This window comes from Leptolyngbya subtilissima AS-A7, from assembly GCF_039962255.1.
Classification (GTDB): domain Bacteria; phylum Cyanobacteriota; class Cyanobacteriia; order Phormidesmidales; family Phormidesmidaceae; genus Nodosilinea.
On record NZ_JAMPKY010000001.1, the window covers coordinates 789,964 to 810,839 of the forward strand.

The 20,876-nt window shown below is 50.6% G+C and carries 21 protein-coding genes; 17 read left to right on the forward strand and 4 right to left on the reverse strand.

All coding sequences use genetic code 11. The features are described 5' to 3' along the window. Nucleotides 1-60: 60 nt before the first annotated feature. From NC979_RS03590 to NC979_RS03635, 10 genes are all read left to right on the forward strand, one after another. Nucleotides 61-1,980, forward strand: coding sequence for a DEAD/DEAH box helicase (locus NC979_RS03590; RefSeq protein ID WP_190523789.1), 1,920 nt, complete (start codon nt 61-63; stop codon nt 1,978-1,980). Between the two features lie 17 nt (nt 1,981-1,997). Next, nucleotides 1,998-2,504, forward strand: a complete 507-nt coding sequence (gene rnhA, locus NC979_RS03595) for a ribonuclease HI (RefSeq protein ID WP_190523792.1) — start codon at nt 1,998-2,000, stop codon at nt 2,502-2,504. Nucleotides 2,505-2,565: 61 nt separating this feature from the next. Further along, nucleotides 2,566-3,609, forward strand: a complete 1,044-nt coding sequence (locus NC979_RS03600) for an AAA family ATPase (RefSeq protein ID WP_190523795.1) — start codon at nt 2,566-2,568, stop codon at nt 3,607-3,609. After that, nucleotides 3,602-4,270, forward strand: coding sequence for a nicotinamide riboside transporter PnuC (gene pnuC / locus NC979_RS03605; RefSeq protein WP_199309022.1), 669 nt, complete (start codon nt 3,602-3,604; stop codon nt 4,268-4,270). Before NC979_RS03600 ends, pnuC begins: the two co-directional genes overlap by 8 nt. 42 nt (nt 4,271-4,312) lie before the next feature. Beyond that, the gene (locus NC979_RS03610; RefSeq protein WP_190523798.1) at nt 4,313-4,672 is read left to right on the forward strand and encodes a hypothetical protein; all 360 of its coding nucleotides are present in this window, start codon (nt 4,313-4,315) and stop codon (nt 4,670-4,672) included. Nucleotides 4,673-4,713: 41 nt separating this feature from the next. After that, complete coding sequence (locus NC979_RS03615; protein ID WP_190523801.1) at nt 4,714-5,262, forward strand: thermonuclease family protein; 549 nt, start codon at nt 4,714-4,716, stop codon at nt 5,260-5,262. Nucleotides 5,263-5,440: 178 nt separating this feature from the next. Further along, nucleotides 5,441-5,920, forward strand: a complete 480-nt coding sequence (locus tag NC979_RS03620; RefSeq protein WP_190523802.1) for a PsbP-related protein — start codon at nt 5,441-5,443, stop codon at nt 5,918-5,920. Between the two features lie 122 nt (nt 5,921-6,042). After that, a complete protein-coding gene (locus NC979_RS03625; protein ID WP_190523805.1) occupies nt 6,043-7,404 on the forward strand; it encodes a flavin monoamine oxidase family protein in 1,362 nt (453 codons plus the stop codon). 36 nt (nt 7,405-7,440) lie between these two features. Continuing rightward, a complete protein-coding gene (locus NC979_RS03630; protein WP_190523807.1) occupies nt 7,441-7,761 on the forward strand; it encodes a hypothetical protein in 321 nt (106 codons plus the stop codon). Between the two features lie 154 nt (nt 7,762-7,915). After that, complete coding sequence (locus NC979_RS03635) at nt 7,916-9,133, forward strand: NAD(P)/FAD-dependent oxidoreductase (RefSeq protein WP_190523810.1); 1,218 nt, start codon at nt 7,916-7,918, stop codon at nt 9,131-9,133. A gap of 107 nt (nt 9,134-9,240) precedes the next feature. Here the strand turns inward: NC979_RS03635 and recA are convergent, their stop codons facing one another. After that, complete coding sequence (gene recA, locus NC979_RS03640; protein ID WP_190523813.1) at nt 9,241-10,329, reverse strand: recombinase RecA; 1,089 nt, start codon at nt 10,327-10,329, stop codon at nt 9,241-9,243. Between the two features lie 166 nt (nt 10,330-10,495). Here recA and NC979_RS03645 point away from each other — a divergent pair, with 166 nt between their 5' ends. From NC979_RS03645 to NC979_RS03670, 6 genes are all read left to right on the forward strand, one after another. Continuing rightward, the gene (locus tag NC979_RS03645) at nt 10,496-10,720 is read left to right on the forward strand and encodes a hypothetical protein (RefSeq protein WP_190523817.1); all 225 of its coding nucleotides are present in this window, start codon (nt 10,496-10,498) and stop codon (nt 10,718-10,720) included. A 49-nt stretch (nt 10,721-10,769) separates the two neighbouring features. After that, nucleotides 10,770-11,522: a DUF4336 domain-containing protein gene (locus NC979_RS03650; protein WP_190523820.1), complete on the forward strand. Its 753-nt coding sequence runs from the start codon at nt 10,770-10,772 to the stop codon at nt 11,520-11,522. A gap of 183 nt (nt 11,523-11,705) precedes the next feature. Continuing rightward, nucleotides 11,706-12,821: a carboxylate-amine ligase gene (locus NC979_RS03655; RefSeq protein WP_190523823.1), complete on the forward strand. Its 1,116-nt coding sequence runs from the start codon at nt 11,706-11,708 to the stop codon at nt 12,819-12,821. 93 nt (nt 12,822-12,914) lie between these two features. Continuing rightward, nucleotides 12,915-13,049 carry a hypothetical protein gene (locus tag NC979_RS03660; protein WP_255524882.1) on the forward strand — a complete coding sequence of 45 codons (135 nt, stop codon included), beginning with the start codon at nt 12,915-12,917 and terminating at the stop codon, nt 13,047-13,049. 1,167 nt (nt 13,050-14,216) lie between these two features. Beyond that, complete coding sequence (locus NC979_RS03665; RefSeq protein WP_190523826.1) at nt 14,217-14,612, forward strand: CAP domain-containing protein; 396 nt, start codon at nt 14,217-14,219, stop codon at nt 14,610-14,612. Then, entirely contained in the window at nt 14,609-14,845 is a 237-nt protein-coding gene (locus NC979_RS03670) for a CAP domain-containing protein (protein ID WP_347403992.1), read from the forward strand. The genes NC979_RS03665 and NC979_RS03670 overlap by 4 nt, the downstream gene beginning before the upstream one ends. A gap of 14 nt (nt 14,846-14,859) precedes the next feature. Here NC979_RS03670 and NC979_RS03675 read toward each other — a convergent pair whose 3' ends face one another. Next, entirely contained in the window at nt 14,860-15,885 is a 1,026-nt protein-coding gene (locus NC979_RS03675; protein WP_190523830.1) for an endonuclease NucS domain-containing protein, read from the reverse strand. Nucleotides 15,886-16,219: 334 nt separating this feature from the next. Here NC979_RS03675 and NC979_RS03680 point away from each other — a divergent pair, with 334 nt between their 5' ends. Continuing rightward, on the forward strand, nt 16,220-16,735 hold the full coding sequence (locus tag NC979_RS03680) for a tyrosine-type recombinase/integrase (protein ID WP_431191011.1): 516 nt from the start codon (nt 16,220-16,222) through the stop codon (nt 16,733-16,735). Between the two features lie 938 nt (nt 16,736-17,673). Here NC979_RS03680 and NC979_RS03685 read toward each other — a convergent pair. Further along, a complete protein-coding gene (locus NC979_RS03685; RefSeq protein WP_190523837.1) occupies nt 17,674-18,501 on the reverse strand; it encodes an AAA family ATPase in 828 nt (275 codons plus the stop codon). A gap of 1 nt (nt 18,502) precedes the next feature. After that, on the reverse strand, nt 18,503-20,377 hold the full coding sequence (locus NC979_RS03690) for a Mu transposase C-terminal domain-containing protein (protein WP_190523840.1): 1,875 nt from the start codon (nt 20,375-20,377) through the stop codon (nt 18,503-18,505). Nucleotides 20,378-20,876: the final 499 nt, after the last annotated feature.

Below are 20,876 nucleotides of genomic sequence, written 5' to 3' on the forward strand. Positions count from 1 at the left end.
CCTGCTAGGCTTTATTTCTGTTCTGGGGATAACTAACCATAGTGGCCCATCCCAGCATCCATGGCTCTTACCATCCCCGAGATCATCCCCTCAACCGCCAGCCAGGGCGAACAACGGCTATTCAACATCCTCAAAACCAAGCTGCCAGAGGATTTCATCGTTTGGTATGAGCCGCGCCTACAGCGCAACCTCTACCCCGACTTCACCATACTCAGTCCTACTTTTGGCCTGCTAATCATCGAGGTCAAAGGGTGGTATGCCGGGAACATTGAGGAAGCCGGAGAGCGGTTCTTCAAAGTCAAAGATAAGCATGGGGCGATCGAGAGCTACTCATCCCCCCTACGCCAAGCCCACGGCTACTTCTGCGAGGCGGCAGAGCGCTTCAAGGGCTACCCCATCCTGCGCCGGCCTGATGGCAACTACCAGGGCAAGCTAGTCTTCCCCGTGGGCACCGGCGCTGTGATGAGCAATATCAACGAACCCCAGGCCCATGAGGAAAACATCTACAACTTTCTCCAGCAGCCCCAGGTCGCCTACCGGGATGAGCTATTGGAGTGGGAGAACTACACCCCAGAGATGCTGATACAGCGGCTGCGGGATATGTTCAAGGTCTACTTTGACTTCCCGATGCTGACAATAGACCAGGTGAACACGATCAAGGGCTGTCTACATCCCGAGACAATGATTAGAGAGAAGCCCGTCACCTCCAGCAGCGTGCCCGAAGGCGTTGAACTCCCGGTCGGCAGCAGCGTGGTGGTGCCCCTCGACATTGACCAGGAGCGCCTTGCCCGAAATATGAAGGATGGCCACCGCCTGATCTCTGGGGTAGCTGGCTCTGGCAAAACCTTGATCCTCCTGGCCCGCGCCAAAGTCCTTGCCAACCGCCTGCTCGACCAGCGCATCCTGATCTTGTGCTTCAACATTACGCTGGCCGCCCACCTGCGATCGCTCCTGCATGGCGACACAATGAACCCCCAGTACAAAGACCGCATCGAGGTCATGCACTTCCACAACTGGGCTAGGACAATCTTGAGCCGACTCCCGTATGTAAGCGACCCAACTACCTACGATAGTCTCCTAGGCCAGCAGGTTTTAACGGCTCTCCAGCAAATGCCCGAAACGGAACGATGGGACTCTATTCTGGTGGATGAGGCCCACACCTTCACCCGCGAATGGTTTGAGTGCTGTGTGGCTGGACTGAAAGACCCAGAGAATGGTGATCTAGTGGTTGTTTCGGACGGCAACCAGAGCCTTTATCAGCGGTCTAAGTTCACCTGGAGATCGGTAGGGATTAAAGCCCAGGGCCGCACGATGAAGCTGGCCCAAAACTACCGCAACACCAGAGAGATTCTAGAAGCCGCTTGGACGGTGGTGAAGAAGACAGATCAAGACCTGACGGACGATGCCACATTCCCCACCGTTGAGCCTGAAGCTGCCCTGCGCCAGGGGCCTCGACCCATGCTCTACCATGCGAACACCAAAGCTAAGGCTGTAGATATTGCTGTCGAGCAGGTGCAACGCTTGGTGATGCTGGGCTACAGCCCTTCAGATATCGCTATCCTCTACCGTTACAAACCTAAAAGGGACACCGCCCTATTCGACTCCCTACTCCAGCGCCTGCAAGATCTGAGCCTGCCGGTCTATTGGGTCACTGAGAGTCAGCAAACCAAAGTTGATTACAGCGCCCGTAAGCCGGGGGTGAGAATCATCACCACGCTATCCTCTCTGGGCCTGGAGTTTAAGGCGGTGCTGTTGCTGTGGGTTGAGCAGTTTGAGGACTGCTTTGATGAGAATTTGGATGCGCGATCGCTGGCGCGACGACAACTCTATGTGGCTATGACTAGGGCACAGGATGAGTTGCACCTGGTAGCTGGGGGGAATGCTGCTGTAGTCAATGCATTAGGCAAAAGTGATGCGGTAGATATAACTTCAGCAGCTAGATCTACTGCCTCAGTCAAGACTGATGGTGCGATCGCTTAGTTCATTTCTCTCTATCCATGTCCCAACTTCTCAAACCCGTCATCATCTACACCGATGGAGCCTGCACCGGCAATCCTGGCCCTGGCGGCTATGGAACAGTGCTGCTCTATGGTGAACACCGCAAGGAGCTATCTAGCGGCTATCGACTGACCACAAACAACCGCATGGAGATGATGGCAGCGATCGCTGGCCTACAGGCACTAAAGCACAAGTGCGCTGTGACCATCTACTCAGATTCTAAGTACGTTGTTGAGGCCATGATGAAGGGCTGGGCAGTGCGCTGGCGATCAAAAGGATGGATGCGTACCAAGACCGAGAGAGCCGTCAATGCCGACCTATGGCAGCAGCTACTTAGTCTCTGTGAACAGCACCAGGTCGAGTTTCAGTGGGTCAAGGGCCACAGCGGCAATGTGGAGAATGAACGCTGCGATAGCTTGGCGGTAGCGGCTGCCAAGCAGCTAAATCTACCGATTGATGAAGGGTATGAAGTACCGCAGGTTCCTCAACAGGAATCGCTGTTCTAGACTGCTGCCCTAAACCCCTTCCCCTTACCCTGATTGCGGTTCTAATCAATCTTCAGCCATTATGCCAACTCTTGGCCTCGCCCTCGGTAAGTTTGCCCCTCTCCACAAAGGCCATCAGTTCCTAATTGAAACGGCCCTAGCAGAGATGGATGAAGTGATTGTCATGGTCTATGATTGCCCAGAAACAACTGCTGTACCGCTGTCCATCAGGGCTAACTGGATTCGTCAGCTTTATCCAACGGTAAATGTCATTGAATCTTGGGACGGACCAACCGAGATAGGCGATACCCCTGAAATTAAGCAAGCGCACGAAACCTACATCTTGCAACGGCTCCAAGGCCTCAATGTGACTCACTTTTACTCTAGAGAGTTTTATGGAGAGCACGTGAGCCAGGCCTTAGGAGCCGTGAACCGCCTTGTAGACTGGACACCTCAATCAACCTGGACCAACCGCGCCACTGTTCCTATCTCAGCCACGCAAGTACGCCCTAACCCTTACCAACACCGCCAGTTTCTAGATCCTCTGGTCTACCGAGATTTAATCACCCATGTCGTCTTTCTAGGGGCACCCTCCACTGGTAAAACCACCTTGGCTGAAGCCTTAGCCCGTCACTATAAAACCCTTTGGATGCCAGAGTACGGCAGGGAATATTGGGAAACTCATCAAGTAGAGCGGCGCTTATCCCTAGAGCAGCTTGAAGAGATTGCTACAGGCCACCGAGAACGAGAAGAAGCGCAGCTGACCCAGGCCAATCGGTACCTCTTCACTGATACCAATGCCCTTACCACCTACCGTTTCTCGCTTTACTATCACGGCACCGCCTCGCCCCATCTGGCCCATCTCGCAGATTGCTGTGCCTCGCGCTATGACCTAGTGTTTTTATGTGAGACAGACATTTCCTATGACGAAACTTGGGATCGCTCTGGAGAGGGCAATAGAGCCGTCTTCCAGAAGCAAATCGTCAGTGACCTAGTAGTGCGTAAGATTCCCTTTTTTAGAGTAAGGGGCGACTTACAAACCCGAATAAGATATGTGGCAGGCATAATCGCTCAATTTGAGAAATACCACAATCTTTTAGAACACTTTCAGGTTGCCAATGGCTGATTTTCTCAGCATCAATACTATCGCCTTTACCATCCTCGGTTATCCGATGAGTTACATCGAGCTGATTGGGACCCTGCTTTACCTAGGGTCAGTGTGGCTAATTGCTCAAAAGAATATGTTGACCTGGCCTATAGGCATAATCAGTGTTCTGCTGTACATGAGCCTGTTCTACCAAATTCAGCTCTACTCCGATGCTTTGGAGCAAATTTATTACCTGGTAGCTAGTGTCTGTGGCTGGTGGTGGTGGAGTCAAAAAGGCTCAGTTCAAGATGCCACGGAAGGATTTCTTTACAGTCCCCGCCGCTACGGATTGCTAACGTTAGGCATTACATTGGGTGCGGGTCTAGCCCTTGGTGGGTTTATAGAACAGATCCATACCTGGCTGCCCCAGTGGTTCCCAGAAGCGGCTTCCTTTCCTATCCTTGATGCGGTTACAACCGTGATGAGCTTTACCGCTATGGCATTAATGGCTCTTAAACGGATAGAAAGCTGGCTCTACTGGATTGTGGTCGATGTCATCGCTATTGGGCTGTACTACGTTAAAGAGGTGCGGTTTCTCTCGCTTCTTTACGTTATTTTGCTGGGGATAGCAATTAATGGTCTGGTATCTTGGCATCAAACGTATGCAGCTTCAAAATTACATTCTTCACGGCTAAGTTAGGTGCTGGGTCTACTACTCAACGCTTTGGGCTGGAGGAATGAGATGCTTCTGGGCCTACTAAACATTGCCGAGGGGAATTTTTTGCTGCTGGTGCTTCTGCTACTGGGAATAGAGTTTCAGGTTCAACTTGCCTCTGTAGGGCGTTATGCCATCCTGGTGCTAACCAAGATTGGCTGTGGGTTGAGTTTAGGCTGGGCAGTTACCCAAGCCTTTGGGCTTCAGGGCGTGGAGCAAGCCGCTGTCCTCGCTGGAGCAGCCCTACCCCCTAGCTTGCTAACCCTACTCTTTGCCCAAGAGAACGATCTCGACACCCGCTTTGTTATTAGCTTCATCTCCGTTGCGGTACCTCTCTACCTGGCGATAGTCACTCCCCTTCTAGCTCATCTATCGCTGTCACCTTAGTTTTGCTGGGTATCCTAAAAACGCTGGTATTGGAGCAGGAGATGAAGGTTTGGCAGTGCTTGAGTTTGGCCGTTGGCCTCGGGGCGATCGCTAGCGGATGTTCTGGAACTGTGGCTATACCTCAAGATCAGGGGTCTATTACTGACTCAATGGCCAGCCAAAACCTACCCACCGCCACCGTTGTCTCGGTGGGCGACGGCGACACACTGCGGATGAACTATCAGGGCCAGAATGTCACAGTCCGGTTCGCCTGCATCGACGCGCCAGAGACTTCCCAAACGCCTTGGGGACCAGCGGCTACCGAACGCCTGCGCCAGCTTGCCCCCCAAGGTTCAACCATCCAGTTTCGCCAGGCCGACACGGACCAGTATGGGCGTATGGTGGCCGAGGTCTATGCGGGTAGTCAGAACATCAATCTAAAGCTGGTCAGCGAGGGCCATGCAGCAGTTTACACACAATTCTTGAGCAGCTGCCCCGACACTGATGATGTTCTCCTGGCCGCCGAGACTCAGGCTCAACAGCAGCAGTTGAACTTTTGGAATCAGTCCAATCCTGTAATGCCGTGGGACTATCGGCGGAACAATCGGTAAGGTTGAATAGGGAAAAACATGGCTCCATCAAGCGTTATTTAACAACCCGGATGGGTTGCCGAACCAATTGAATAAGTTAGATGTTCCTAGCATCAGAGCGCTGGTTGAGAAATTTCCTATGTTGAGTCGAATATCTCTTGCCCTATGTGTATCGCTGATGGTCGTTCCAACCTGTGCTATGCAAGCGATTGTCCAACCAGTCAAGGGCGAGAGCATTACCTCCAGAACGAAGGAAGCCGTCACCTCCCAACGTTTTTCCGTGGACTATCCAGACCATTGGAGCGTTACTCAAAATGACAATGACTATGTAATTATCTATAACCAGCGCCCTGCTGGTGTGACTACAACAGGTGCAACATCACCGTACTTGATCAAGACCGATGTATCCATCCAGCCCCATTCGCTTCGAGACGCTATTTTGGGCATTGGTGATGATCCAGAGGATATCCAGCGGATTGAGTTAGTAGAAATCAATGGGCAATCTGGATTAAGGGTTTGGGAAGAAAGTGAGGGGTGGGATTTTCCTAATACTCTCATCACTTACGTTCCCATCAACGATCAAGAAGTCGCTTATATTGTCAGCTTCTATAGTCCTGAGAATCAGGCCGCAGAAGATGCCATTATTCAGATGCACAACACATTAAAAGTCTTTGATTGAGTACAGGCCCAGAGCGGGGATTGAACTTTCAGAACTAGCTCAATCTTGTGATGCCCTAAGACTATCAGCGGAATAATCGTTCTGGCTGAGGATGAGTTCTTACTAAAGGCAAGGATGCCAGTATGCCAACTGCCTATGATTGCATTGTTGTGGGGGCCGGGCTGTCCGGACTGGTCGCGGCCCGCAATCTACACCGGGCTGGGCACAGTGTTCTAGTTATCGAAGCACAAGAGAACCTGGGCGGTCGAATGACTGGCAAGCTGTTGCCATCGGGGCAGTGGATTGACTTTGGCGGACAATGGGTAGGGCCGACGCAAGATCGGTTTCTAGCGTTGCTGGACGAGTATGGTGTCCGTCGATTTCCCTTTCCTGTTGAGGGCAAGAAAGTGCTGTTGTTTGATGGCGTCCGTTACGAGTTTGACGGATTCTTTGAGGGCTTTCCTGAAGGAGAGCCTCCTCAGGTAAGCCAGGAAGAATGGCAAGATGCTATGACGGCCTGGGAGCGGTTTGAAGCTCTGGCTAAAACCTTACCCCCCGGCCATCCTAGCCGCAATGAGCACACGCAAAAGCTAGACAGTCAGACCTTCGCCCAGTGGATTGAATCGAATACAACAACGGCTTTTGGGCACTGGTACTTTTCCTATATGGCGCGTACGGTCGGCTTCCTTGGTCCCGCAGAGCCCAACCAGGTATCGCTTCTGCATGTGCTCTGGGGACACATCTGCGCGTCCCAGGCCGAGTATCCAGAGGCCGAGCTTATCCGTGGTGGGGCGGGCCAGATGCCAGCCAAGCTTGCGGCTGAGTTAGGTGAGAACATTCGCCTGGGGGAACCTGTCCTACGAATCAACCAAAATGAGACCGGAATTGGGGTTGAAACCACAAAGGGTCGCTTCGCTGCACAGTATGCCGTTGTTGCCATGCCCCCACATCTAGCCGGCCGCATTTATTACGATCCTCCTATGCCACCGATGCGGGCACAGTTGACCCAACGAGTGCCGATGGGCTGCTGCGCTAAGGTACTAGTTTCCTATGACCGTCCATTTTGGCGGAAGCAGGGGCTAGCGGGTCTTGCCATAGGAAACTGCCCGTGGATTGAATTGTGTGCCGATGGCTCTGACCCAGAAACAGGCGTTGGGGTGATGGCTGCATTTGTTGTGGGCGATCGCTATGGAGTTTGGCAGTCTCTAGGGGAGGGCGAGCGTCGGGCTGCCATCCTTGCCGACCTTGCTAATTACTTTGGGCATGAAGCCCTTTCGCCTGTCTCCTACGATGAAATTGATTGGCCTAGTAAGCCGTGGACCGGGGGAGGCTATGCCGCCTTTATGCCCCCAGGTGTGTGGACTAGCTACGGTGAAGCCCTTGTTGCCCCAGTTGGGCGAATCTATTGGGCTGGTACAGAAATGGCTGAGCGCTGGCCTGGTTTCTTTGATGGTGCTGTGCGAACAGGTGAGGCGGCAGCAGCGGCGATCCGTGCCCTTCTGTAAACAGGGTGATTGGAGTTGATGGAGTGGAGAGGCGCTATGAGCATCACAACAGAGGACAGAATCAAAGTCATTCATAACTCCTTGGCTTGCTTTCAAGAAGTCGTTGAGCCTGTTCTAGATATGAAGATGGTTTACTTTGACCGACCGCAGAACCACACGCTACGTGTGGCCATTGAGAACTTCAAGGAAGGCTTGGGCGCTAACTGGCGCGACTACATCCAATCTGGCCTCAACGATGAGCTAGTGACTAGCTTTGCAATGGTGGCTCATAACCTGGAACCCAAGCCATTGAAAGAAGCAATCCAGTGGCTGCACTTCACGACCCAAGACATGCTGCTACTGGGGGAACGAGGGTAGCTGGGCGATCGCACCCCCTCCCCTGGGCAACCTGAACCAAGTAGATGCATCACTAAAAAGCCCCTGCTGAGAGCTTATTGAGTAGCCACAGCAGGGGTTTTCTTCTCGACCATGAGGTAGAAAGGATAGAACGCTGCCCTCTAGGTCACTAACTATGACGAGTCGTGCTGTCTCCTTTTGGCTCAATCCTCAAGAACTTTGCTTTCAGTCTGAGCAAGAGCTACCCCACTTAGCTGATGTAGTTGTCATCGGAGGCGGAATCACGGGCATCAGCACAGCCTACTGGTTAAGTCACCTGGGGCTACATCCTGTTGTATTAGAGCGAGGGGAGCTATCTTGCGGAGCAACAGGTCGCAACGGTGGGCACTTTGTCTTTGGCACAAATCAAAGCTTTAAGGATTCTGTTGAAGCTCAGGGTCTAGATGAAACCCTTGCTCTCTGGGCCTTTACGCGGCAGAGTGCTCAACTTTTGCAGGACTTAACGAACCAGCACGATATCGACTGCGATCTTCGATTTAATCAGCTAGTTTCCTTAGCTATAACTCCTGCGGAGGCCCAATCACTTCAGGAAAGCTGTGAACTCATGATGTCTCATGGCTTGGTTGTAACGTATTGGGATAAGAAAGAGGTTGAGCAAAATACTCAATGTTCAAACTTTTCGGCAGCAGCTTTAGATCCTCATCATGCTCAACTGTGGCCTGCCAAATTGGTTGTAGGTCTTGCCAAAGCCGCTCAACAGCAACAGGCTCACATTCAAACACAGATAGAGGTTCAGGCTGTCACCCGGCAGGCAGAAGGATTTAGGATCACAACTAATCAGGGAGGGATCCAGGCCAAGGCCGTAGTCTATGCCACTAATGCCCTGACCTATCATCTGATTCCAACGCTCAAGGGAGTCATCGTGCCCGTTCGGGGTCAGGTAATCGCCACCGCTCCAACACCCCAATTATTCGATTTTGACTGGTATTTGAGCAATGACACTGGATACGCTATTCAGCGTCAGGATGGACGAATCATCTTTGGTGGAATGCGGTGGAAGTCACCAACCAAAGAAATTGGCATTGAGGATGACTCCAGGTTGGAACCCTTAGTAGGCGAGGGCCTTAAAGCCTTCCTGAGAGACACGTTTCCATCTCTCAGAGATGTCGCTATTGAGTACGAGTGGACAGGCATCATGGCCTTTACTACCGATGAGAACCCTCTGATCGGAGAGCTACCAGGCCGACCGGGGGAGTATATCTCAGCTGGGTATACAGGGCATGGAATGCCTGTTGCTATTGCCGCAGGGAAGGCGATCGCTGAACAGATTGTAGGTTCGTCCCAAACACCTATACCTAAACCGTTTCGGCCAGAGCGCTTTTCGCGGGGCTAACCCTCCCTCGCAGCTAGCTACAGAGAGAGGGGAAACGGGTTAGTGCAGCTAGACCTTAACCTAATGCGCGATCGCATGTTCCCCCAGACACTAAAGCTGAGTTGCGTCTACTCGTCCTCGGCTAGGTAGGCTTCCTCTTCAGCCTCCACCTCAATTTCTACATCCGCGACTTCCACCGCAGGACTACCAATCTCTAGCTTCTCCCGCACCTGAGCTTCTACCTTCTGGGCAAACTCAGCATCCTCTTGCAGGCGCTGAATAGTGTTCTCCCGTCCCTGGCCAACATTGTTGCCCTCGTAGCTGTACCAGGCCCCTTTGCGGACAATCACCCCATGCTCTTCGGCCAGGTCAACCAGACAGCCCATCGTAGAAATGCCTTGGCCAAAGAGAATGTCAAATTCCCCAATGCGGAAGGGCGGGGCCACCTTGTTCTTAGCCACCTTTACCTTGGCGCGAATGCCGTACTCTTCGGTGCCCTTTTTGAGCGTTTGGATGCGGCGAATGTCGAGGCGTACTGAGGCATAGAACTTCAGCGCGTTGCCCCCGGTGGTGACTTCGGGGTTGCCGTAGGAAATACCAATCTTCTGGCGCAGCTGGTTCAAAAAGATGACCGTACACTGCGACTTACCAATACTGCCGGTGATCTTCCGCAGCGCTTGGCTCATCAATCGAGCTTGGAGGCCCACGTGGGCATCGCCCATTTCTCCCTCAATTTCGGCCCGTGGCACCAGCGCTGCAACCGAGTCTATGACCACTAGATCAACAGCCGAAGACCGCACCAGCTGATCCACCACCTCCAGGCCCATCTCTCCAGTGTCGGGCTGGGACACCAGCAGTTCATCGACGTTGACCCCCAGGGCAGCGGCATAAACAGGGTCAAGGGCATGTTCTGCATCAACGATCGCAGCTACACCGCCCAGCTTTTGTACCTCAGCCAGGGCATGGAGAGCCAGCGTTGTTTTACCCGAGCTCTCAGGGCCATAGATCTCAATCACTCGCCCTTTGGGTAAACCACCGCCCAGGGCTAGGTCGAGGGTCAGCGCCCCAGTGGAAATGGTTTCAACCTTCATGCGGGAAGCATCGCCCAGGCGCATGATTGCCCCTTTGCCAAAGTTGCGCTCAATTTGACCGAGCACCAGAGTCAGCGCCTTTTCCTTTTCGGTCTGCTCTTTGCTTCCGCCTTTCTTAGCCGCCATAGTTGCCTCAGTGCTGTAGGACAAGACCCCTGAACCCCAGAACAGTTGTCTTCAGAGATTTAGTTTAGTACACTTGTTCCAGATCGCAATAGGTAGATATCTATCTCAATCGGGGATAACTGGAATTTAAGCCTCCAGTCCAGAATCAAGGAAGGAGGGTCAAGATATGGAAGACTCTTTAGTTCAACTCATCGCCGTTTCTGACTGGATTGTGGCTGTTACCCGCTGCCGTGCCACAGGATATTTTTGCTGGGTGATCACTCCAGAGTTGTCTGCCCTGACTGATGGCGAGACCTACCCCACTTGTGAATTTGCCCTGGCAGCAGGTCGCGGTTTAGTGCAATGCTCCACTGGGCCAGAGATTGACTTCAGCCGCTGTCGTCTTTACTAGAATTAGCGACTGGCCTCAAAATGGTAGGGCCGCTATTCCTTGACTGGCCATGGTCAAAGACCTGCTGACGCTGTACGAACCCATAAACACCCTCAAGCCTGTTGATGACGGCATCTGGATCGTGGATGGCTCTATCGTCAAGATGTCGATGTACGGCATGGCTATTCCCTTCACCACTCGAATGACGGTTGTGCGCCTGGACAACGGCGGGCTGTGGTGCCATTCCCCCACAGAACTAACGCCTACTCTCAAAGCCGAGATCGACGACCTTGGCCCCGTCGAACATCTGGTATCGCCCAACAAGATTCACTATGCCCACATCCAAAGCTGGGTAGATGCTTACCCCGAGGCGATTGCCTGGGCATCCCCAGGGGTGCGAGAGCGGGCTGACAGCCAGCACATTCCAACAACCTTTCACGCTGACCTGGACGATACGCCACCGCCTCAGTGGGCCGCCGAGATTGATCAAGCGATCGTTCGCGGCAGTCAGTTCTTAGATGAAGTGGTGTTCTTCCATCGGCAGAGCAAGACGCTAATCTTGACCGACCTGATTGAAAACGTTGAACCCACCAAGATAGATAAAGCCTTTCGCTGGTTAATTCACCTGGCTGGTATAGCCGACCCCAACGGCAAGGCTCCCTTGGATTTAAGAATGACATTTTGGGGCCGTAAAGCCCAGGCGAAAAAGGGCTACAAACAGATGTTAGCCTGGGCACCCGAGAAGATTATTTTGGCCCACGGTCGCTGGTTTCCAGAGAGCGGGGTGGCGGAGCTAGAGCGGGCCTTTCAGTGGCTTAAGTAGTCCACAGTGGAGATGGAAGAGGCGATCACCCAGGTTTAGAATCCGGTGGGATAAGTTAGTGAAGGCTGAGTAGATGGAGGAAGCGTAGGCTAAATATCTAGAAGCCCGTTGAAGCTGTTGCAGCAATAATCAGAAAATGGCTTGTCATTACACATTCTCCAAACCTTACTAAGAACATTAACCATGTCACTTCCAACAGAAGACTTTACTATTGGGGTTGAAGAGGAATATCAAATTATCGATCCCGCGACTCGTGAACTGCGATCGCGTCAGCAGCAAATTCTACCAATCGCCAAAAAAGCGCTTGGTGACGAAGTACAACCGGAAGCTCAGCTTTCGCAGATAGAGATCGGTACGCCTGTTTGTCACTCGCTTTCTGAAGTACGCGCAGAACTTGTCCGCTTGCGCCGAGAACTTATTGCTGCCGCTGCCAAAGACGGCAATCAAATTGCTGCCGCTGGAACGCACCCATTTTCCGAGTGGAAAGAACAGCAAGTCACCCCCAAAGAACGTTATCAAGGGCTGATGCGAGATTATCAGCAACTGACCCGCGAACTCATGATCTTTGGCTGTCACGTACACGTTGGCATCAGCGATCCGGAGATGGCAATCCAGGTTATGAACCGTTCGCGAATGTGGCTGGCACCGCTGCTGGCGCTTGCCGCTTCCTCGCCATTTTGGTTTGGTGCGGATACGGGATATGCCAGCTATCGCACGGAAATTTGGGGCCGATGGCCCATATCCGGCCCACCGCTAATTTTCTCCTCACACGCCGAATACCAAAATCTTGTAGAAGATTTGGTAGCAACTGGAGCCGTAGAAGAAGCGACAAAGATTTACTGGGATGCGCGTCTATCAGAGCGTTACCCAACCGTAGAGTTTCGCATTACAGATGTCTGCATGACGGTAGATGAGGCAGTAATGGTTGCAGGACTAGTGCGCTCTTTGGCGCGAACTTGTTACGAACAAGCTCAAGGAGACAAACCATTTCCAGCCACGCGCCACGAAGTTATACGCGCCGCGCACTGGCGTGCTGCACGCTATGGATTAGATACAGAGCTGATCGATGTTGAGGCAATGCGTGCTGTTCCAGCACACGAACTCGTTGAAAAGTTTCTAGCCTTCGTGCGCCCGTCGCTAGAGGAGTATGGCGACTGGGACGAAGTTTCGTCGCTCGTGCGACAGACGATGCAGCAAGGCAATGGCGCAGCGCGACAGCGGGAAGTTTACCAGCGTACTGGACGCTTAGAGGATGTCGTTGATTTCATTGTTGCTCAGACGCTGAAAGGTATTGATTAACTTGATTAGGGGTAGCAAAATGTTGAATGTTGCCATTGTTGGAGGCGGTGTTTTCAAAATTTAGAGTCCCTAGCGGCACAACTAGAGTTGACCTTGGTGCGTCAACTACCCAAACGGCTGAACCGAGCTTTCAAAGCCAAAGTGCTGACTGATACCGCCTTTGGCGGTATGGAGTTTCTCCACGGCATCTGCAAGCTCAGCTACAGGCGATTACGGGATACTCTATGATCGCAAACTCAGCGATGGACGGCGGCTTTTTCAACTGCACAAATTGGGGCAACGTGTCCGTCTACAGGGACTGAATTATCCAGTCACCATCGCCTATACACAACCCTCTGAGCAGAGCGCCTACAGCTAAGTGATCGATAGCGCCGCTATAAAGACTGAAAGCGCTCAGAACATTAACCAGTCCGCTGTATCACCCTCTGACTAGGAAGTGATTGCTGTCCGGTGGCAAGAGGCAATCTACATCATTGGGCAAACTCCAAAGTCAGATGTCCTCTACAGCGAAGCCCAGGAGAAAAGAGAGCCGTACCTTCTAGCGTTACGTCGGCGAATACACCAGGAAAAATGGGACTCGTGTAAGTGGACATACACGTTGCCGATAATTCAACTTCTCAATAACTTATCCACTAACTGAGAGTACCTTCCTCCACCTGGGCACTATAGCCCCACAGCGGACAACGGCGGATTACTACCCGTAGTCAATCTGCACCCAAAATTTACAACCTCTGAGACTACCGCTGGTCTTGGAGGTTTTGTTTTTTGATCCCCTTGATGACGGTATTTTGCCGATAGTAGGGACGGAATAATTATGAAGTGTTAATGCTGTAATAGCATGGAAAATAAAGTGTGGATATTTTTCCCACCAATCAGATCAATGATGTAAGTTTTGTTTGGGTAGAAGGGGAATTATGAATCTACTTTAATCCTTAATTATTTCTAATGAAAAATCTAGTCTTGCGAGCACTAAAGTTCTCTCCTATTTGTTTCTTACTATTAGGTGGAACTACGGTTAGTGCTCAAAGTCTGCCTCCTTATGCAGGCACAACCTGCTCTGCCTTTGCGACCCATCCAGAGGCCCAGTGGCATTACTACATGGGGACTGCGCCATCTTCCGTGGATGACGATAGTGATGGACTAGCTTGCGAGTATTTGACCAGCACTATTAGGAGCGATGGCAACCGAATCTTTAACAATCAGGCTAATCGTGGCAACGTGAGATACACGATGGAAGTTTGGCGAGTTAACGCTACTGATGTTTATCTACGCATTAAATCGAGCCAAGGAATGGATTTCACAACCCGTAGTTTTCCATCTGATCCGGCAGCCCGCGAGCACATGAATACCTACTATCGAAATCTGCTCCGTTAATATCTTCTTGATGAGAAGCAGATGTCAAAGTATCGTTCTAGTCGAGCTGTAAGTCGCCGCCATCCTACGGCCCAGCACCATTGGGCAGTGGTTCTCTCTGCCCTGGTGTTTGGCAGCTATGCTCTGGTTCAGACTCACCAATTATTTTTCCAAAGCAATGGTGCGGGTGACCCCGGCTGGGCGATTGGACACCCTCAGGCTCAGTGGAACTTTCGCCTAGGCAATCAGCCGCTGCCCGAACTTAGAGCGCTGGCGCTGGAGGTGGTGAACCACGATCGCCTAACGAATGCTCTGCCGCCGCTAGTAGAAGACCCGTTGCTCTCCCAAGTGGCCCAGAAACACGCAGAAGACATGCTGGCCCGCCAGTTCACGACCACGTTAACCCCGACGGTCAAGACCCCTCAGCCCGTTTTATAGCGGCGGGTAGCCAGGTTAGGGCCGGGGAAAATATCATGCACCAGAAGGGGACTATCCCGATGGCCCTGTCCTTGGGATTGGTGGAGGAATACCAGCAGGGGTGGATGGAGAGCCTTGGCCATCGGGAGAACCTGCTGACTCCCCACTACACCACCTTTGGCTATGGCATCGTTGCATCACCAACAGGGACTGAAATCTATGCGGTGCAAATGTTTAGCTTTCTGGCGCAGTAGGCAAGGGTGAAGACTCACTCTCCTACTACCTGCTTCCATTCCGCCAAGGCTAATGCAACCAGATCTTCAACGGACTCAAACTGTGGTCGATAGCCCAACAGTGGATCACAGAGCTTAGCATAGCCTCCATAGGTGAAATGGTACTGGGTCAGACCAGCCCGACTTTTCCCTAGATAGAAGGTGACCGTCTTTTCTTCGGACCATAATGAGATACCAGCCCAGGCCAAACCTTTAACCCTCTCTTGTTTATATCTATGGCCTGGTGCCCCAAACTCTTTCTTTGCGTAAGGCAGCATTAGGTACAGTGCGGGTAAGTTGAAGCCTCCAGGGGGAAAGAACTCGGCGCACAGCTTGGTTTTGTAGACATCTTTCTCGCCTTTGGCCAGGCCGTACTGCGTGCGAGTAGATCGGCCCACCTCTCTCATGCGTTCATCAAACTCAAGGATTTGAAGCCTTAACGCTGAAACCAATTCTGCCCGTTCCGGGGTCATCTGTTCAAGCTGCGTCCGCAAGGACTTGGGTGGCCGCCCGACGACCCGCGTTGATGTAGTCAGCTCTAGATCTCCTTCTGTGGACCGCAGGAAAGGATAGAACTTAGGATCTACCTCAACTGCTAGTTCTGCTGCTAAGTCAGCACTGGCAATCTGGAAATTGAAACGGTTGTCAGCACCAGCGATGGTGAATTGGTAGAACTCAAAGTCGAGGCGGCTATGCTCTCGGTCGATGTGGTTATGGGCGTGAAATGTGGGGGAGAGCGCTATCAAGCGGATGGGCAGGCTGTAGTCTACTTGGTCGGCAAAGGGTTGGGCATGGCGCAGGCTAGCGTAGTAGCGGGTTAGCTGCTGCACAACATAGCGATCCTCTACATTCTTGAGTTCTAAAACAACGAGCTGCCGTTTTGAAGTAGTGGCCAGGATGTCACAAATTTGGCCCTCAATGATGTACTGCCGGGCTAAGGGTTTGAGGTCAAGTAGTGGCTTTAGATTGGCCCAAACGAATTCTTCTAAGTCAAATTCTGTGTGAAAAGCCCAATCTGCCATGTTTTTTCTGAGGCTACTTTGGGAAGAAGCGATTTGCCCAAGCCGGGTTGCTAGGTTAATTTACCAGCCGTTGCCAACCATGGGCAACATAACCTGCATCGGCGACTACGCCAATCAAGTTGACAGGAGTGTTAGCAGCCGCGTAGTAAGCGATTTGCGAGGATAGGTTGTCGATCGCCTCCACCCGACGCTTGGCGGGACGGATGTATATGACCGCCTATGCGCCCTAGCAGCTGAGTAGCAGTGTCAATAACGTCTTTTTCCCGAAGATCGTAGGCTTCGTGCTGTGATCCGCTACCTGACACCAGAGTAGCTTAAGGTCTTGTATCAGGTAGTGGCGTCAAGTTTGCGGATGAATGCGCTGGTTCATCTGCTGCACCGAACAGGGGCAAGGATCGCTGAGGTACTAACCCTTGTTCTGGACACCATGAACCTGGACCAGCGAAAGTTTCAGGTGGTTGGCAAAGGCAATAAGCGGCGGTGGTGTTTTTACAGTAACGACGCGGCTCGGGTTCTGGAGCGATACCTAAAATACGAGCGACACTCGGGTTGCTCAGCCCTATTTACAGCCCAGCAGCCTTTCACGCTGGAGGTGAGCCGGATGAGCTATCGCACGGCCCACCAGGATTGGACGGATTTAATCGCCCAAAGTTCAAAGCTGGAGGGCATTCGGATGCATGACCTGCGCCATACCTTTGCTACTGAGCGAGTAGGCCTAATGAGCATCGAGGAATTGAGAGCGTTAATGGGGCACCAGAACATTCAAACAACCCTGCGCTATCAAAAGGTGACGTCACAGCGGGCCGAAACAGTCGCTCAAGCGGCACTTGCTGCATTAGCCAAAAGCTAGTTATGACCCACCAAAAGCTTTGGTAAGTATGTATAGCTATATAGCATTTAGCTACATTCGCTTCTACTGATGCACAGTATATACAGTACTTTGCATCAAGAAAGTGAGGCGAAAAAGGAGCGCATTCAAAAGCCGTAGTAAATGGATCCAGGCTGGATCGAAAACCATCATATTCTGGATATTCATGCATGTTGTTAAAAAAACAAACATGAGCGCCAGTATCCATAGTCCTTACTAAGGTGGATAAGTTACTGAAGGCACGACCATTCGCAGAAAGCATTGCAGCTTAAGATGCACCGCTAAAGCTTGATTAGCAAGGTGCTTATTCTCAAGGAGAAAGCCACCTGACGCTCGTACCGGTATTTTGGGGCTGTCTAATCTAATGTTTTAACTCGCTTTTGCTTCTTGCCCATAGACCTAAAGGGCATTCCACAGTGGTGGCATTCACCTTTCTTCCAAAGGGATGGGATTTGGAAAGGTTTCTTGCAGCAAGGACACTTATTCAAAAGCTGTAGGTGGTGGCGATCGCATACTGGAGTCTCTGCCTTATATTGCCAATCCATGCGATGGCAAGGAACTTCGGAATAGCAAGCCCCACAAAGCAAGATAGGTCTAGGCTGCATAGATCTGCCTTTCTGAGGCAGCATTGCTTCCAGTAGGGTAAAATCCATTCTGCATAAAGCGGCAAGCATCTCCAGCGATTCGTTTTCAGGAAAAGGATTAAAGTAAAGCTTCTCCCAACGGGAAACAGCCGCACCTACCCCAATCAATTGTCCGAGGGCATATCCCGATGGCAGAGTATTAGCTTTAAGGTGACGAAGACGTCCAAGAAAATGGCTTATGCTTTCATTTTTGTAGGGCTGTACAGGAACCAGCCTTGGTAAAGAATCAAAATCTCTGCATCTCGTCAACTTACCACCTCTACCTTATCCCTCTTCTCAGAGTAAATACTTCTTTCCGTATCGCTCAGTTATTTTCAGCAAAATTTCTGGATCAACTTTTCTGTGCCCACTTTTCAGAGAGTGGAGAACGGCCTTAGTTAAAATTTTAATGAGAGAGCCCATTCTAGCTCCGGTACTAGAAGCCAGAGTCGCAAATAAGTCACCTTCCAGGTTAGATTCTTCAGGTAACGCGAGAATATCTAATTCTATAGTGCGCAATGTCATCTTAAAGTCATCTTCTTCAAGTTTATCAAACTCAAAGAGAGATGGAAAAGTAGAAAAGAGATCATATGAATCTAAACTGTTATCAAGCTCACTACTGCCGACCAAAGCGATAGGGACGCCCGACTCCTCGTGAAGTTGCTTCAGATCTAAAAAAGCTTCTTTCTGCAAGTTTTCTGCATTATCAATAATGATTAGCTCAACGCCAAAAGGCTCAATACAACCTACCAGCCGAGGTCGCAAATCTTGCCGTTTACCTTTGGAGGCTGCATGATTAACATCTTTCAATATCTGAGAGAATAATCTCTTAGAACTTGAGTTTGACCATGCCTTAATGCAAGAGACTCGTTTGTAATCTTCCTCTCGGTAACACGACGATGAGCGGCTTTTCCCTGTATCCCGGGGGCCAATTACCCGCCCACATTGCTTGACCAAGCGAAGTTCATCGAGCCATCTGAAATATTGAGATGCTCGGTGTGTGGGGATAAATGCCGTTCTAAATAGCTCCTCAATCTCCGCAGTCTTAGCAAGAAAATCGGTTATATCGAGGGCTGAGGGCAGCACCTCTACAGGGACATGTGTTACGAGCTGCGAGTTTGTCATGTTACCAGATCTTCTTTAGCTTTTTATCTTTGGGAATAATTAGTCTGTGACGCTTGCCTTCGTTTATGTCTCTTTTTTCACTAGCCTCAGGGATGGCAGATGTTTTATTGACTTGAGAAGTCTGCATAGCCTGAGCTGGTTTATCCTGAGAATAATCAATGCGTTCAGGCAGAAGCTCAGGCAGGCTTGCAGCGTTAGAAGACTTAGTCTTGCGCGCCTTTCTTAGCTCAACTACTTTTGAATTCTTTTTTCCTTTTTCTCTTAACTTTTTCTGTTCTGAACGCTGCTGCTGTTTTTTATCCTGCTTTCGTTCCTCAACCAGATTTTTGCGTTTGTCTAAAGCTAGTAAGGCATCATAATTTGAATGGCTGCGCTCAGCTTTATTCCTCTCTACATTTAGCTGCTCTAACTCGTACAAGCTCAAATCCTGCATATCCATGTTGATAGCATGAGCATGACCAATAAATTCCTCATCTGGGCTATAGACAAGCATAGTCAGCACATGATCAGGATCATAATGGAGAGTAACGAATTTGCCCTCCCACGACCTTAACTCCTCACAACGATAGAAGAAATTTTTGAACCTAACAGTTCCGTGTTCCTGGACAGTTACGTGTACCTCCTTCATTAGACAAAGATCAAGCTCTCGCTCATCGAGAGGATCTGGCAGTTTGTTTCCCATGCCTATGAACCAACGTTCATAGCGAGTAACACGTTTGTCGTTAGGATAAGGCTGATGGTTATAATCGTCGCAAAAATAACCTGCTAACATTTTGTCCAGATCATCTATGGTCAAGCAAGCTGCTTTTTCTGCCTTCTCTATTTGCTCTTTGTTTGCCCTGTTTGGTTGATATCCCGGCAAGGCCTCTAAGAACTGCGTATTAATCGTTTTGAATAGTCGCTCAACAATTCCTCCTTGGTTGGGCCTATCTCGCAATTCACACTGAAATCCCAATTTTTTCCCAAGAGCTTTAATATGTTTTGAAGCACTTAAGTCTTTGCCGCCATCCGTGAAGAAATATTGTAGAGGAGGACCATAAATATTCCACTCCTTCTTTAGCTCATATTCTGTAGGATAATCTTTAGGCAGGATAGCATTCCTAAGAGCAAGTCCCACCTCGTAAGCCCCTGGCTGCTTGTGCCATAGATGATAGCCAATCAAACAGCCAGAAAAAGTGTCTACAACTGTAGTGAGCCAGGGCCTCCACTGTAGAGTTATGCCATCAATCCCTATAATCCGAATGTCTAACTTGGTATGATCGCATTGGATAATTTGGTTACTGAAGTTAGCTCTAAGAGACTGACCATTTCGCGTTTCAACGACAAGCCAAGAGCCAGAACCAGGATTGCGGATTTTCTTTTTCCTTCTTTGTTGCTCGATGAGAGGCTTCAAAATTCGGTAAACAGTCGCTGGGTGGGGATAATCACCTTCTTCCTTTTTCTGGTCGATTAAAGCATGTCTTTGAACCTCTCGCACAATATCAGCAGGTTTGAGTGGATGTTTCTCCTTCAGACTTTTCTCATACACTCCCGAAATATAGTCCTGCCAATACTTGTCAACCCGATAAGTTCCCTTGTCGACACGCTGAACTCCCCCATCTTCCTGAAGCTTATCTTCAAGGTAATGATTCAGTAATCGCTCAACTTGGCGGATTGATATCTGAAGTGTTTCTGCTACTTTCTTTTTCCTATCGGACTTTACCTTTCGGTTAGGCGACTCAGCCAACCACTCAGCCAACCTATAGCGCAACCGATGAGAATCCGAGGTTTCAACAAGGACGCGAGAAGGATCCGTGCTGAAGGCCTGATCGCTCAAAAGAACTTCATCTAGAGATTGAGAGTCAGGATCTGTGACTTCAAATTGACTTCCATCCATGCGGGTACGCAATATCTAGCGATTCAGTACAAGGGTACCATCATGTTTTGGGGATGGCTAGTCTTGCGACAAGAATTTTGCGAATCCTTTAGATGTCAAGTTTCTCTGAGAAGACCAAAAGTAGCTTTTCCCATAATTATAAGAGGGCTTGAATTTGCACCCTAGGAAAACATTCAATGGCAATAAACCGGGATATTCTCAAGGCGCAATACATGTATGCCAACTATGCGACTTAGCTTGACAACCTGGCGCTGAACTTGACGTGTATTCAGCTGCTGGCCCGCAGTGGCACTGATGAGTCGGTGGCCCAACACCTGGTAAAAGAGTCAATTTTTCACTGAGTGGGTAGTGCTCGGCGTTGATCTAAAGATAGACATAGCGTTTGCCAAGGACTTAGTTGATCTACAACGGTTGCTGAGCCGGTGGAAGCTAGAATGGTCTGAGTTGTGGGCTAATGAGGCTAGACGTCAGGAGATAGCGACGCTGGCTCAGCAGTGGT